This is a genomic window from Niabella pedocola, assembly GCF_021044425.1.
GTDB classification, from domain to species: domain Bacteria; phylum Bacteroidota; class Bacteroidia; order Chitinophagales; family Chitinophagaceae; genus Niabella; species Niabella pedocola.
Map to the genome: position 1 here is coordinate 2,701,088 of NZ_JAJNEC010000005.1, position 15,936 is coordinate 2,717,023.

A 15,936-nucleotide genomic window follows, 5' to 3' on the forward strand; every position below is an offset into this window, starting at 1 on the left:
TTATGTCACTTCATCCGGAAACCGTACAACAAATAGCAAAAAACCATTACCAGCTGGACGCCGTAGCCACCGTTTTAAACGGCTATGAGGAGCAAAATTTTTTATTGCAAACAGCCGGTGGCGGGCAGTATATTTTCAAAGCAGCCCCGGGCAATGTCAATCCGGCATTTATCCAGGCACAGGTAACGGTTTTGCAACAACTGGCCCAAACGCCCGTAAGGGACTACTTTCAGCATTGCCTGCTCAACGGGGAAGGCGCCGCCGTTACCTTTTATGCCCAGGGTGACGCAGGGTATTATGTGCGCATATTGAGTTTCCTGGAGGGGCATTTCTGGGTGGAGGAAAAGGAAAAATCGCCGGCACTTTATGAAAGCCTGGGACGCTTCCTGGGCGCAATGGATCGGGCGCTTGAAGGGCAATATTATACGGCGGCTGAGCGTACCTACGAATGGGATATCAGCCGGGCGGCCGACGCTGAAAAAAACCTGCATCATATTCATGATCCCGAAAAAAGAAGGATAGCCGCTTATTTCCTGCTGCAGTTTCAGACGGAAGTAGCACCGCAGCTTTCATCGTTAAGAAAAGCCTGCATCCATAACGATGCCAATGATTATAACGTTCTGATACAGGATGGGCGGGTAAGCGGGCTGATCGACTTTGGGGATATGGTTTGGTCGGCTCTGATCAATAACCTGGCGGTGGCCTGCACCTACGCTATGTTGCATACGGATGATCCTGTTGCCGTAGCGGCACCTATTGTAAAGGCCTATCATCGGCAGTGCCCCTTAACGCCGGCAGAAACAGATCTGATCTATTACCTGGTGGCGGCAAGGCTTTGCATCAGTGTAACACAATCGGCAGAGAAGGCATCGCACCACAGTGATAATACGCATCATTTTTTAACCGAGCAGCCCGCATGGACATTGTTATTTCAACTGCTGCAAACCAACCCCATAAAGGCTGCTGATGCGTTCCGGAACGCCTGTGGGTTTAACCCGCTGATTGATGCAAACGATGATTATGCCGCTTTATTATCCGGGCGGAAAGCCCATATAGGCCGCAACCTCAGCATCAGCTATAAAAAACCATTGAAAATTATAAAAGGTGCCTTGCAGTACCTGTATGATGACAAGGGGCATACCTTTATCGACTGCGTAAACAATGTAAGTCATGTTGGACATTGTCACCCGGTAGTGGTAAAAGCCATGCAGCGGCAGATCGCCACGCTCAATACCAATACCCGTTATCTCAATGATGCGATGATGGACTATGCAAAGGCACTTACGGCAAAACTGCCTTCCCGGCTTTCGGTTTGTTATTTTACCAATTCGGGCAGTGAGGCCAATGACCTGGCGATACGAATGGCCCGGCACTTTACCGGCAATAAGGATGTGATCGTGCTGGATCATGCCTATCATGGTACGTCGACCCTGGCTATTGAAATGAGTCCCTACAAATTTGACGGCAAGGGTGGCGGCGGACAGCAACCCTATATTCATAAAGCCGTATCACCGGATCTGTACCGCGGTGCCTGGCAATACGGGGATGCCGATGCCGGTGAAAAATATGCAGCAGCGATTCTGAAGCTGCTGCATGAACTGAAACAGGAACATAAAGGCCCTGCAGCGTTTATTTGTGAAACCTTACTGGGTGTAGGTGGACAGATTCCCCTGCCGGAGGGGTACCTGGAGAACGTATATGCGCATATCCGTGCCTTTGGAGGGCTGTGTATTGCAGATGAAGTACAGGTAGGCTTCGGGCGGGTAGGGGATGCGTTCTGGGGCTTTGAATTACAGGGGGTGGAACCCGATATGGTGGTATTGGGCAAACCGATTGGTAACGGACATCCGTTGGCCGCCGTAGTGGTAACGGAGGCCATTGCAGATGCATTTAATAACGGCATGGAGTATTTTAATACCTATGGGGGCAACCCGGTGTCGATGGTTACGGGCCAGGCGGTATTGAAAGTGATTGAGGAAGAGGCGATGCAGCAGCATGCGCAGCAGGTGGGTGCCGTGCTGTTAGAAGAACTGAAGGCCCTGATGGATAAATATGAGATCATTGGGGATGTGCGGGGGCATGGACTGTTTGTGGGGGCCGAGTTTGTAAAAAGCCGCTCTACCAGGGAGCCCGCGGTAACAGAGATCAACCACGTGGTGGAGCAAATGAAAGAGCGCGGGTTTTTGCTCAGCACCGACGGGCCTTTATACAATGTGCTAAAAATAAAACCGCCGTTGGTATTCAGCGAGCAGAACGCAAGAGACATGGTAGCAGCGCTGGATGCAGTGTTGCGGGCGGAAGCGTTTGGATAGTTCCCGCTCATCATCGCAGACCTGCGAGATCATACCTGAAATATTACACAACTATTTTTAAAACCAGTTCATAAATGTTAAACAGTATACTAAATGGATTAATGGTACGCTACAGGGAGCGCGTACCGGATGTAGGTGCCATCCTCGATGCCATGATCACTGAAGGCATCATTCAGCGCGCGGATGCTATTGAAAACGATCATATCGCCTTTCGCACCATGGGGGTTGAAAAGCTGGGTATCCAATCGCTGGAGCGGGTATTTTTACATTATGGCTATCAGAAAAAGGAACACCTGTTCTTTAAGGAGAAAAAACTGGATGCCTATTGGTATGCACCTCCGGAAGCGCATTATCCACGCATTTTTATCAGTGAACTCCGGGTGGGTGACCTCAGTGCCAATGCGCAGCGGATCATCCGCAGCTATACGGATGAGGTGAAAGCCGATCCTGTTGCGGAGCTTGATCTGAACGATGCGGTTGCCGTAGACCATTACCTGCACAGCGGGCGCTGGCGTACGCCTACACTGGAAGATTATAATGCCTTGCTTGCAGAAACGGAGTATGCGGCCTGGGTTATTTTCAATCATTATTACCTGAATCATTTTACAGTAAGTGTACACAATCTTCCGGCTGGATTCAATACCCTGGAGACGTTTAATGCATTCCTTAAACGTAGAGGATTTAAGCTGAATACGGCCGGCGGCGAGATCAAAAAGAGTCCCGACGGGAAGTTGCTGCAAAGTGCCACTGTGGCGGAAATGATTGAAGCCACTTTTGCCAATGGTGAAAAAAAGCAGATCGCCGGCTCCTATGTAGAGTTTGCCGAACGGAAAGTGCTGGATCAGTTTGCACACCTGCCTCCGGAGCAGGTGCGTCGCGAACACCGCCGCGAGGGTTTTGAAACCGGCAATGCCGACAAGATTTTTGAAAGTACGTATACCTCGCAGACGAAGGGCAGCTGAACGGTGGTTTAACCGCGGGGAACGCGGGGTTCGCAAGTTACTTATCAGGCTGCTCCATTGCGTACGTTGCGTTAAAAACTTTAAACCGCAGAAATGCAAAATTTCAGCGCTTCTGTGTCAATAGTTAACCGGGAAGATTGCAGGCGTATGTATCGCAGTGTTCTTTCCGGATTTTCATTGCAACTCTTTTTACGGTAAAACAAAAAATAATTCCAAATCATGATCAACGATATCTTAAATACATTTTCAATCAGCGAACAAAATCCCGGAGCCTCCGATGGGGTTCAATTCATCTCCACCTCCGGTGCAGGCATCAATTCCTGGTCGCCGGTGGATGGCCATAAAATAGCCGGTGTACAAACCGTAACCAAAGCGGAATATGACCAGGTGATCACTAAGGCACAAGCCGCATTCCGCTACTGGCGAACGGTTCCGGCGCCTGCACGTGGCGAGATCGTGCGCCAGATCGGCGAAGCATTACGGGTACATAAGGATGCTCTTGGAAAGCTGGTTTCCTATGAAATGGGCAAAAGCCTGCAGGAAGGCCGGGGCGAAGTACAGGAGATGATCGATATCTGCGACTTCGCCGTGGGCCTGTCGCGCCAGTTATACGGGCTCACCATGCATTCGGAGCGGCCGGCTCACCGGATGTATGAGCAATGGCATCCATTAGGTATAGTAGGCATCATTTCGGCGTTCAATTTTCCTGTAGCGGTATGGAGCTGGAATGCCATGATTGCCCTGGTTTGCGGAGATGTATGTGTATGGAAGCCGTCGGAAAAAACACCGTTATCGGCGCTGGCCTGTTTCCGGATCCTTACGGAAGTATTTAACAAAAACCAGTTGCCGGAGGGGCTTTGCAGCCTGGTACAGGGCGGTAAGGATCTGGGTGAATGGATGGCGGAAGACCCGCGCGTGGCCCTGGTTTCGGCCACCGGATCTACCCGCATGGGTAAGGCGGTGAATATTACCGTGGCGGCACGGCTGGGCAAATGCCTGCTGGAACTGGGCGGTAATAATGCCATTATTGTTTCGGGCGATGCTGATCTGGATATGACCCTGATGGGGGTGGTATTTGGTGCGGTAGGCACGGCCGGGCAACGGTGTACCACCACCCGCAGGCTGATCATTCACGAAAGTGTTTTTGGCCAGCTCACAGAGAAATTGAAAAATGCATATGCGCAACTAAGGATCGGCGATCCTTTAGATGCCAGAAATCATGTAGGGCCGTTGATTGATAAAGATGCCGTTGCGCAGTATCTGCAGGCGCTGGATGCGATCCAAAACGAAGGGGGGACTTTTATCGTGGAAGGCGGCGTCCTGGAAGGAGCGGAGTACGCTTCGGGGTGTTATGTAAAGCCCTGCATTGCAGTTGTAGAAAACCATTTTGCGATCGTGCAAACCGAAACCTTTGCCCCCATCCTGTATGTGATGCAATACCGGGATATGGAAGAGGCCATTGCAATGCAGAACGATGTGCCGCAGGGATTATCTTCCGCTATCATGACCCTGAACCTGCGGGAAGCCGAATTATTCCTTTCTGTCGCGGGTTCGGATTGTGGTATCGCCAATGTGAATATCGGTACTTCCGGTGCGGAGATCGGCGGGGCATTTGGCGGGGAAAAAGAAACCGGTGGCGGCCGCGAAAGTGGCTCCGATGCCTGGAAAGCCTATATGCGCCGTCAAACCAATACGATCAATTACGGGAAAGAGCTGCCGCTGGCACAGGGGATCGCATTCAATATCTGACAGGATCACCGAATGTCAACCTGTTCCGATGAGGCGGAATATTTCCGGAGCACTTCCTGTTTCAGGATCCGCTTCATCGTTAAACCGGGATGATGTCTTTACGGATAGGATTATAGAAAAAGGCAGGGCATTATCGCCGGCTGGCAGCACTATGCATCTTTTGCTGCTGCTGAAGGACCAGCATCCAGACTAAGCCGTATAAAGTGGTTCTCCAGGTGGTTGCGCATTCCGTTCCGGAATTCTTCCGGTGTTCCATTTTCCAGAATGCCGATCAGTTGCTTGTGGGAAACAAATTTTTTGGGATTCAGTACTGGCGCCAGTAAAGAGCTTTTTTCGACATAATCGAAGACGGGCAGCAGCAATTTCTGAAATTTCATCAGGGTTTCATTATGGCTGATCTGGTAAAGCTTTCCGTGAAAGGCGATTTCATAAGAGGCCTCAAACATCCGGTTACGGGCGGCGGCGGGCTCGTTCTTTACGATCTGCTTCAATTCTTTAATATCTTCTGCAGTAATGTGCCTGAAGAGCAGATCGGCCATCCCGATTTCCAGTACCAGCCGTATCTCAAAAATCTCCTTTAATGTATCATTACTAAGAATATAGGGGTTCATGCTTTTGGCCAGGGTTCCAAAAATATCGGGACTGGTGATCACGGCGCCCTTTTTCTTACGGCTTTCGATAAGCCCCATCAAGCGGAGCCGCATAAGGGCTTCCCGGATTACCGTGCGGCTTACGCCGAGTGCGGTGGAAAGCTCCAGCTCCTTCGGAATGCTATCCCCTACCTTCAGCTTGTGTTGATGCAATAATTCAATGAGGTTAGCTTCCACCTTGTCCACGAGGCTTCTGTTTTCTATTGCTTTGAATATACGTTCCATTGTAATAATAATGCCGTAAAGTAATTTATTTACACGGATACCAGGAAAATTTTTTAAAAAATTTGGAAATCTAAAATTTGTTCCTAATTTTATTATGTTATACATAATGCTAAAACGATAAATTGTTTGTTATGCAGCAAATCTGCTCAAAATGTGGCCTGCTTGTCCTGCTTTTTTTAATGACCCTGCCGGGACTTTCGCAGGTGAAAACATTGACCGGCCTGGTGCGCGACGAAGCGACCGGCACCGCACTGGCCGGGGCCACCATTACGATTAAGGGAAAGACCACTACCGTGGTTGCCAACGACGAAGGCGCTTTTTCTATTGCCGCCGCACCGGGTGATGTACTTTTAATATCCTATACGGGCTACGACCCCAAACAGGTTACCGTAGACAGCCAGTCGGGGATTACGGTTGCTTTATCTGCGCAGCTTAGTTCCAAAATGGATGAGGTAATTGTAGTGGGTTATGGTACGCAAAAACGAAGGGATTTTAATGGTGCCGCCTCCAAAGTAAATCCCCTGGCGCTGGAGCACAATCCCAATACCAATGTTGCCGCCGCACTGCAGGGTACGGTGCCGGGCTTACTGGTGCAGCAAACAACCGGGCAGCCGGGCACCTCGCCCAAGATCGTATTCCGGGGCGGAACGGGCTTTGACGGAACCGGTGATCCCCTGGTGGTAGTGGATGGAGTGGTGTTGCCCAGCTTGTACGGGTTAGACATGAACGACATAGAATCCATGGATGTATTAAAGGATGCTGCGTCTACTGCAATCTATGGCGCGCGTGCCGCCAACGGGGTGGTGCTCATCACCACAAAAAAAGGAAAGAAGGGAAGAACGCAGGTTCAGTACTCCATCCGGCAAACCATCAATTATCCAAGAAGTATAGCGGATGATTATTTAAGTGCTGCAGATTATATCCGTATGAACCGGCTGGGACTGCGGGCCAGGTATATCGCCGATTCGCTTACCGGCACCGGCGTTACCGGGGATAAAGGCCAGCTTACCGGTGCATGGGGCTGGGCCCTGGGCGCTACCAATACATCGCCGGTAGGGCTTTACACAACGCAGTTGGTTACCAACGCCAACAGGAAATATCTTACAGACCCCAACTGGAAATTACTGGTGGATCCCAATCCATTTTACCCGGCCGCCAGAGATAGCATCCTGTATCGCGAAATATCCACGCAGGAGCGGGAAGCCATGCTGATGCAACGGACAAATACCACCGAGCATTCACTGTCGCTTTCCGGGGCCAATGATCAGGGCGGGTTTGCATTAAACCTCAATGCCGTAAAAGATAATGGTGTAATCATCGGTTCCTGGCTTAAACGGATCAATATGAACTTTAACGGCTCATTAAATGTAGGAAAGAACCTGAAGGTGGCCTTGAATACATCCGCTTATAATATTGACCAGGGCGTACCTTACTCAGAGCCCGGTATTGCCGGCAGTACCGGCGCCACCGGTGGTCTTATGCAGCGGTTCCTGGGTGTGGCTCCTACCGTACGTTACTATAACGACACATCGGGTGTTGTACTGCCTGGCCCTAATGATGTAAGCCTGGGTAATCCGCAATACTGGGGTAATTTATATATTAACAGCACCAACCAGCAGCGGTTTATGGGAAGCCTGAACCTTGAATATACCATACTCCCATTCCTTAAGTTTGTGGCCAATGGTTCAGGATATATGCTTTATCAGAACAATAATAACTTTACAAAGGCCTATCAACAGGGCAATGGTGGCTCCATGAATACTACCCGTTCCGCCTCCTTCAGCAACTATCGCGATATTCAATATACCTATAACGGCTTCTTACAGTTTGATAAAAATATCAATGATCACAATATCAGTTTCATGGCCGGTGGAGAGTTCCTGGATTATAAGCGCTATACCTTCTCCGGTGCGGCATCCGGCGCGCCTACTGATATTATTCCCTGGCTAACAGCCGCTACGCCGCCGTCTGTGGTAAACGGGGTGATTGTGAACCCGGCCAGCGCTTCTTCCAATTTTCCTTACTGGGAGCGGTTGGCCTCAGGTATCGGCAAACTCAACTATTCCTACCGGGGTAAATATTTCCTTACCGGTATTCTCCGGCTGGATGGGTCTACCCGGCTCAATGAAACCAACTATTATGGACTATTTCCGGGGGCATCAGCCGGCTGGAACCTGCACAACGAAAACTTTTTCAAAAACAGCAAGCTGTCAACATATATCAGTACTGTTAAGCCACGCCTCAGCTACGGGGGAAATGGAAACCTGCAATATTTTGGTACCAGTTACTTCCCTACCGCACAGGTATATTCCAATGCCGGGGTGTATAATGGAATGGGGGGCACGTATGCGCCCAATTATATCAATCCCGACCTGAGATGGGAGCGGACCAATTCGCTGAACATGGGTGCAGACCTTGGCTTCTTCCAGGACCGCATCACCATCATCGGTGATTACTTTATCAGGAATGTATTTGATAAGCTGGCGAACCTGCCAATTTCAGCACAGACCGGCTTTACCAGCTATACCACTAATTTATCCCAGCTGCAGAACAGGGGCTGGGAATTGTCGATCAATGCAAAGGCGATCGCTCCTAAAAAAGAAGGAGGTTTTAGCCTGGACCTGGGAGCTACTTATTATACCGTTAAAAGCTATGCAATCAAACTTCCCTACAACGGACTGCCAGGCAACAGGCAAGGCACCATACAGGTTTGGGATCCCCAGAATCCCGAACAGTTAAAGCAGGTAAATGGTTTGATAGAAGGCGAGCGTGTGGGCTATGATGAAGTATGGGCGCCCAAATGGGCAGGTATTTATACCACACAGGAGATGCTTGCGGCTGATGCCAGTGTGTACAATGCCTTCCTGCCGTATACGGGTGATAATAAAAAATTCAAACAACTGGGCGATGCCCGGTGGCTGCAGGTAAATAAGAACGATACCATCGACTCGCGGCAATATGTTTTTGTGGGGCGTACCACGCCAAAAGGATCGGGCAGTTTCTTTTTAAATGCCGGGTTTAAAGGCGTGCGGCTGTATACGGCATTTGATTATGCGTATGGTTTTGTGATCCTGAACAATAATACACTCAGAGGGCTGAGCCAGGTGCAGGGATCTCAAAACAGTACAAAAGAAGTGTTGAACACCTGGACGCCTGATAACCCGAATGCATCACTTCCCATGTTCTATTGGGCCAACCAGGGACGGAATTTTGCAACCGATGCGTCGGGCAATAATCCCCCCGCCAACCTTTGGGAAAAAGGAGATTACCTGATGCTGAGAGAAATGACATTGAGCTACAGCCTCACCCGTCAGCTGCTGACAACCTTTCTCAGGAATAAAATTAAAGGGCTCAGTGTATCCGTAACAGGATCCAACCTGGTATACTTTACAAAGTACAGCGGCATTTTCCCGGAAGTAGGCGGATTTGATAATGGCCGTTACCCGTTGCCCAAGCGGCTGACATTTGGAGCACAGATCACGTTTTAACCATCAATAAATTTTACAATAATGAAACCGAATATAATATCTCTTATAATGGGCTTCGCGGGGATTGCATTGGTTGCCACATCCTGCAAGCAGCAGCTGAATGAAGTGATCCCGCAGGACCGGATCAGTAAATCACTGGCGCTAACAGATGCCGGTGCCGCACAAACCCTGTATGCCGGCGCCTACGCTTTGTTCCGCTCCAACGTGGGTACTTTTTTTAACCTGGGTGAAATGCGTTCAGATATATGGGCCGATGGTATTTTTACAGAATCGGTAGACGGTACCGCCCAGCAATTATATACGCATAATATCAGCGCCCTGAATGTACCTTATGCAAACTGGGGCGGGTTCTACGGTCTTATATATACGATTAACAATGTTATAGATGTACTGCCTCAAAGCCCGGTGGATGCGGTTACCAGCCAGCGGGAAGTGGCCGAGATGTACGGTCTGAGGGCCTATATTTATTACACCATGCTCAAAACCTGGGGCGGCGTACCGTTGTCGACCACACCGGTTGTTACTATAAACAATGCTGCAGAAACCTATAAGGCCCGGAGCACACCGGATTCAGTAATGCTGCAGATAAAAAGCGATATCGAAAAGTCGCTCCAGTTATTTGGAAGCAGCAATACGCTTCCTGCGGGCAACCGCGTTTTCTGGAGCCGCGTAGCATCGCTGGCATTGAAAGGTGATGTGTACCTCTGGTCCGGTACCCACTTAGGCGGCGGCAATGCCGACCTCACAACAGCCAAAACGGCGCTGCAGGAAATCATAAATTTACAGGGCAGTACAATCAGGCTGCAAACCAATTTCGCCGATATTTTTGACCCTACAAAAAAAAGCAATAACCCGGAGATCATCTTTGCGGTTAACTATGAACTGGGGCAGGCAACACAGGGTACATTTGGCAATTTCCTGGTAAATAATATCCAGGCTTCCGGTCTTTCTTTTGCCAAGGCCGCTACACCTACGGTTTCGTCCGTATATCCGTATGTGGGGGGCGCCAACCGGGTAGGCATGTCGCAGGCCACGATCGACAAGCTAACGGCAAATGCCGCGGACCAGCGGATACCGTATTCATTCAAAGTCATGTATTCCGCCGCCGCACCCTTTGCCACAAGAGGAGTGATGCTTACAAAATTTATTGGCGCCACTTCCGGTACCACACAGGTGTATAATAATGATTATCCCGTATTCCGCTATGCAGATATATTGCTGTTGATGGCCGAGGCAAAGGCCAAGTTGGGCGAAGATCCCTCCTCAGAGATCAGCCAGATACGGGCAAGAGCGTATGGCGCCGCGGCTCCTGCTTTTGTAAACGGATCCGTTTCCGATAATCTGAACGCCATTCTGGAAGAATACCTGAGAGAATATATCGGAGAAGGTAAACGCTGGTGGGCTTTAAGAAGAGCCGGCGATAATTATGTGTATGCGGCCATTAAACCGGCCTATCTTTCACCCGCCACGGTGGCAAAATTATTGCTGCCCATTTCTCAGTCGATGATGAATAATGACCCTCTGTTGGCGCAAACGCCCGGATATTGATGCCATCGGCAAAATAATATAGATTAGCTGCCGTGTATGTGCAAAAAATTGTTTTCATTCAATAGTATATAAAATTTATGAGTTATAAAAAATTGACAGGTCTCATCGCTGCCCCTTTTACACCCATGCATCCGGATGGCAGTCTTAACCTGGACCGGATACCCGCTTACTACAGCTTTCTAAAGCACAATAAGATGATTGGCGCTTTTATCAATGGTTCTACCGGTGAAGGCGTTTCTCAAACCAAGGAGGAGAAAAAGCAGGTAGCCGAGGCCTGGGCCGAAGCCACCCATGGCGATGATGCTTTTAAAGTCATCAATCTCGTAGGAGGCACTTCGCTGCGTGATTGCATCGAAATGGCCGAACATACCGCCCGGGTAGGCTTGTACGCTGTTTCCTTTACGGCGCCCTATTATTTTAAGCCCTTTACCCCTGCGGCACTTGCCGAGTGTTGCAAGGAGGTTGCGGCTGCGGCACCCCAAACGGCTTTCTATTATTATCATATCCCGGTGTTAACCGGCTGCCCGGTCAGCATGTATGATTTATTAAAAGCAGTTGACGGATCCATCCCGAATTTTGCCGGTATCAAATACACTCATGAAGACTTTATGGATTTTCTTTCCTGTATGTATGTAGACGGTGGCCGGTACGACATGCTTTGGGGGCGGGATGAAAACATGCTTTCGGCACTGGCCCTGGGGAGCTTTGGTGCGGTAGGCAGTACCTACAATTATGCAGCGCCCCTGTATCATGCGTTGATAGACGCGTTTAAGAAGGGATCTCTGCAAACGGCAAAGGATCTTCAGTACCGGGCCATCGAAATGATCCGGCTATTGGGCAAATACGGAGGCATCGCTACGGGGAAAGCTTACATGAAACTGGTGGGAATGGATTGCGGAGCGTTTCGCTTACCTGTGCTCAATATGAATGATGCGGCGTTTGATACCTTTAAACAGGACGTAGCTGCCATCGGTTTTGAAGACTTCCGTTCCCGGCTCCCGGTTGAATAAATTGCACACATGTTTAAATGCATTCGATATCTGTATTATTTATTATTCATTTTAAGTATGCAATGGATTGCCTGCCATCCCCGGCACAAAAGTAAACCGGCATTTCAATGGAAGCAGTTTGCACTACTCCCTTCAGCAAATGGAGCGAAGTCGCTGGGATACGCCGGTCCGGTTACGGGCATCCTGGGCCATTGGTTATTGATAGGAGGCGGGGCCAATTTTCCGGATGGAATGCCCTGGAAGGGTGGCAAGAAACAGTACTATAGTCAGGTATATGTAACGGACCTCAACGAAAAAGTTCCATTCTTCAGGGAATTCCGCTTGCCCTACCCCGTGGCGTACAGCGCAAATTGCAGCACATCCTCTGGGATTGTTTGTGTGGGCGGCGAAGCAGGTAAAGGGCCGCTCAGCCGGGTGCTGCTGATTCAGTTTGATAAAGAGATGCCGGTGTTCAGCTCCCTTCCCTCATTGCCACTGACGCTTACGAATGCTGCAGGCACGTCCATCGGAAACACGATCTACGTAGCGGGCGGGGAAACAGGAACCACCGTATCTTCCCGGTTTTTTAAACTGGACCTGGAAGACACGCTTAAAGGCTGGCAGCCCCTGCCGGATATTCCGCACCCGGTATCACATGCCGTATTGGTATCCATGCCGGAGAGCGGCACCGTTTTCCTTGCCGGCGGCAGAAGCAAAACAGAAAGCGGTGTCAGCAACTTATATAACAGTCTGTTTGCTTATGATATAGCCACCGGGCAATGGATGGCAAAGAAAAACCTGCCCTATGCCTTGAGCGCAGGAACGGGCGCAGTCATTGAAAACCGGTATATTGCCTTATTGGGCGGAGACAGGGGAACGGCGTTTCATAAAACCGAAGTATTGATCAGTGCCATCGGAAAGGAACAGGACCCTGTAAAAAAACAGGCACTTACCGAAGAAAAGAACCGGGTACAGGAAACGCATCCCGGCTTTAGCAATGAGATCCTGTTGTATGATATCGAAAACGACCGGTGGATGAGTGCCGGAAGCATTCCTTTCCCCGTTCCGGTAACCACCACCGCGGTTACAGGCAACAACCGGCTATGGCTCCCGTCCGGCGAGATAAAGGCCGGTGTGCGCAGTCCGTTCATCCTTGAAGCAAGCATCCGATGAAGATGATAACAAATACAACAGCTTCCCAAAAACAATCCGCCTTCTATCCATGGATGGTGGTGGCGCTCTTGTGGGGCGTGGCATTGCTCAATTATATGGACCGGCAGATGCTCAGCACCATGCGGGAGGCGATGCAGGTCGATATACAGGAACTGGAACGGGCAGAGCGCTTTGGCTTTCTGATGGCGATCTTCCTGTACATCTACGGTTTTATGAGCCCCGTGGCCGGTGCGGTGGCCGACAGGGTGAACCGGAAATGGCTGATTGTAAGCAGCCTCCTGGTTTGGTCGGCGGTTACCTACGGGATGGGTATGGCAACCAGCTTTAACCAGCTGCTGGGACTGCGCGCGCTTATGGGCGTAAGTGAGGCCCTGTATTTACCCGCAGCCCTTGCCATGATCGCCGATTATCATACCGGTAAAACGCGGTCGCTGGCTATTGGCATTCATATGACGGGCTTATACGCCGGCCAGGCGCTGGGCGGATTTGGTGCTACAGTGGCCGCAGCCTACACCTGGCATACGGCATTCCATTGGTTTGGTATTGCAGGCATTGCGTATGCGGCAATCCTGGCACTTTTGTTAAAGGATACAAAACCGAAACCGGCTGCTGGTACCGGGCCGGGAAAAATACATGTATTCGGCGGGCTGGTAACCCTCTTTTCCAATATTGCTTTTTGGGTGATCCTGTTTTGTTTTGCGGCCCCCAGTCTTCCGGGTTGGGCAATCAAGAACTGGTTGCCGACATTATTTGCAGATACCCTGCAGCTTCCGATGTCAAAAGCCGGACCAATGGCCACCATTACCATAGCCCTCTCTTCTTTTGCAGGCGTTATTTTGGGCGGCCTCCTTTCCGACCGGTGGGTACAAAAAAATGTAAGAGGCCGTATTTATACAAGTGCAATCGGCCTGGGTTTCACCATTCCTTCACTGGTACTACTGGGGTTTGGCCATAGCCTGCCTGCAGTGATGGGTGCGGCTATTTGCTTTGGAATAGGCTTTGGAATTTTCGACGCCAATAATATGCCGGTCCTCTGCCAGTTTATTCCGCCCCGGCTAAGGGCTACCGCCTATGGCTTTATGAATATGGTGGGCGTTTTTGCCGGCGCATTTATTACAAACCTGCTGGGGAAGGCCACGGATGAAGGGCATCTTGGAAGAAACTTTGCCATGATGTCCGGCATCGTTATGGTTGCAATGCTTCTCCAGTTTATTTTTTTAAAGCCCAGGACTAATAATTATACGGAACAGCATCAATCGTAAATCAGTATGCAGACAACAATCATCAGAACGCGCCTGTATGGCGCCCTTCATTTGATCTTAATGACCGGCTTGGCCGCCGTAAGCTACGGACAGCAGGCCGCCACTGCCGAAATTGTAAATTATACCATACCGGTTTTAAAAAGAGCCGGCAGTAATCCCGTGCAGCGGATCAGCGTATATGTACCCGCCACAGCCCCACCGGTAAAAAATATTTCCGTGCGCATCAATCCGCAGGCCATGGCTGCATTTGAAAAAATAACGGTATACCATACCGGCAATGAACCCCTGTTCTCCGGCAGGAATATTGCCGGTACAGGCACGGTAACCGGGAGTAACCTGTTGCTGGCTGTAAATGTTCCGTTGAAGCCCGGCTTTAATTATCTGTGGATGAGTCCTGTTTTAAAAGAACAGGCGCCTGTAGGGGTATCTGTAAAAATGGAGGTAACACAGCTGATGCTGGCAGATAACAAAGTGCTGATTCCCCGCAACCGGCAGCCGCAGGAAAAGGGCTGGGCTACGGGCGTGCGCATCCGTATGCCCGGTGATGATGCGGTAAACACCTATCGGATACCTGGTTTAACAAGAACCGATAAAAACACGCTGATCGCCGTATATGATATCCGGTATCAAAATGACCGCGACCTGCCCGCAGATATTGATGTGGGAATGAGTCGCAGCACCGACGGCGGCCAAACCTGGGAACCCATGAAAGTGATCCTGTCAATGGGAAAGACCGGGGAAAACAGTGGTATCGGCGACCCCGCTATTTTATTTGATCCGGTAACCAAAAAAATATGGGTGGCGGCGCTTTGGAGTAAAGGAAACCGTTCGATAGCAGGTTCAGAACCGGGCCTCTCGCCCGATAGCAGCGGGCAGTTTGTACTGGCGTATGGTGCGGATGACGGAAAAACATGGTCGGCGCCCATCAATATCACCGCACAGGTAAAGAACCCCGCCTGGCATTTGTATTTTCAGGGACCGGGAAATGGTATTGCCATGCAAAACGGCACCCTGGTTTTTCCTTCCCAATACTGGGATGAAACAAAGAAACCGGGCATCCCTCATTCATCTGTCATTTACAGTACGGATCATGGGCAAAGCTGGAAATCGGGCATTGGCGCGCGATCGAACACAACCGAAAGCCAGGTGGTGGAAACCCGGCCGGGCGTACTGATGCTGAACATGCGCGATAACCGGGGTAGCTTCCGGAGTATCGCCACTACAAAAGATTATGGAAAAACCTGGCTGGAGCACCCCAGCTCCTACCATGCGCTGCCGGACCCCGTTTGTATGGGTTCCATTATTAAAGCAAAGGTGCGGGTAAAGGGCGTATTAAAAGAAGTCCTTTTCTTCAGCAATATGAATAACACTTATGCACGTGATCAATTAACGATTAAGGCGAGCCTTGACCTCGGGGAAACCTGGCTGCCGGCAAACCGTATACTGATCGATGAGCGGAAAGCATATGGCTACTCATCACTGGTGCAGATCGATGATCACACCTTGGGGCTCTTATACGAAGGGATAAGGGATCTGAATTTTGTACGCGTACCGGTTGCGGAAATCATTCCATAAAGC

Annotated in this window: 10 protein-coding genes; 9 read left to right on the plus strand and 1 reads right to left on the minus strand. The window is 50.1% G+C overall.

Annotated elements, in window-relative coordinates:
• Positions 1-2: 2 nt before the first annotated feature.
• The 3 genes from LQ567_RS18635 (at position 3) to amaB (ending at position 5,023) form a co-directional block, all read left to right on the plus strand.
• Positions 3-2,312 (plus strand): aminotransferase class III-fold pyridoxal phosphate-dependent enzyme, encoded by a 2,310-nt coding sequence (locus LQ567_RS18635; RefSeq protein ID WP_231007020.1) that lies wholly within the window; start codon positions 3-5, stop codon positions 2,310-2,312.
• Between the two features lie 74 nt (positions 2,313-2,386).
• Positions 2,387-3,274 (plus strand): DUF1338 domain-containing protein, encoded by an 888-nt coding sequence (locus tag LQ567_RS18640; RefSeq protein WP_231007021.1) that lies wholly within the window; start codon positions 2,387-2,389, stop codon positions 3,272-3,274.
• Positions 3,275-3,493: 219 nt separating this feature from the next.
• Complete coding sequence (amaB, locus tag LQ567_RS18645; protein WP_231007023.1) at positions 3,494-5,023, plus strand: L-piperidine-6-carboxylate dehydrogenase; 1,530 nt, start codon at positions 3,494-3,496, stop codon at positions 5,021-5,023.
• 149 nt (positions 5,024-5,172) lie between these two features.
• On the opposite strand, the gene LQ567_RS18650 is transcribed toward amaB, so the two are convergent.
• Positions 5,173-5,898 (minus strand): FadR/GntR family transcriptional regulator, encoded by a 726-nt coding sequence (locus tag LQ567_RS18650; protein WP_231007030.1) that lies wholly within the window; start codon positions 5,896-5,898, stop codon positions 5,173-5,175.
• Between the two features lie 131 nt (positions 5,899-6,029).
• On the opposite strand from LQ567_RS18650, the gene LQ567_RS18655 reads away from it, so the two are divergent.
• The 6 genes from LQ567_RS18655 to LQ567_RS18680 all read left to right on the plus strand — a co-directional run bounded on the left by LQ567_RS18655 (position 6,030) and on the right by LQ567_RS18680 (position 15,933).
• Complete coding sequence (locus LQ567_RS18655) at positions 6,030-9,386, plus strand: SusC/RagA family TonB-linked outer membrane protein (protein WP_231007036.1); 3,357 nt, start codon at positions 6,030-6,032, stop codon at positions 9,384-9,386.
• Positions 9,387-9,407: 21 nt separating this feature from the next.
• Positions 9,408-10,934 (plus strand): RagB/SusD family nutrient uptake outer membrane protein, encoded by a 1,527-nt coding sequence (locus LQ567_RS18660; RefSeq protein WP_231007037.1) that lies wholly within the window; start codon positions 9,408-9,410, stop codon positions 10,932-10,934.
• A 77-nt stretch (positions 10,935-11,011) separates the two neighbouring features.
• Positions 11,012-11,944, plus strand: coding sequence for a dihydrodipicolinate synthase family protein (locus LQ567_RS18665; protein ID WP_231007051.1), 933 nt, complete (start codon positions 11,012-11,014; stop codon positions 11,942-11,944).
• A 9-nt stretch (positions 11,945-11,953) separates the two neighbouring features.
• A complete protein-coding gene (locus LQ567_RS18670; protein ID WP_231007053.1) occupies positions 11,954-13,096 on the plus strand; it encodes a kelch repeat-containing protein in 1,143 nt (380 codons plus the stop codon).
• The gene (locus LQ567_RS18675) at positions 13,093-14,358 is read left to right on the plus strand and encodes an MFS transporter (protein WP_231007055.1); all 1,266 of its coding nucleotides are present in this window, start codon (positions 13,093-13,095) and stop codon (positions 14,356-14,358) included. The genes LQ567_RS18670 and LQ567_RS18675 overlap by 4 nt, the downstream gene beginning before the upstream one ends.
• Before the next feature lie 6 nt (positions 14,359-14,364).
• Positions 14,365-15,933 (plus strand): sialidase family protein, encoded by a 1,569-nt coding sequence (locus LQ567_RS18680; RefSeq protein ID WP_231007057.1) that lies wholly within the window; start codon positions 14,365-14,367, stop codon positions 15,931-15,933.
• Positions 15,934-15,936: the final 3 nt, after the last annotated feature.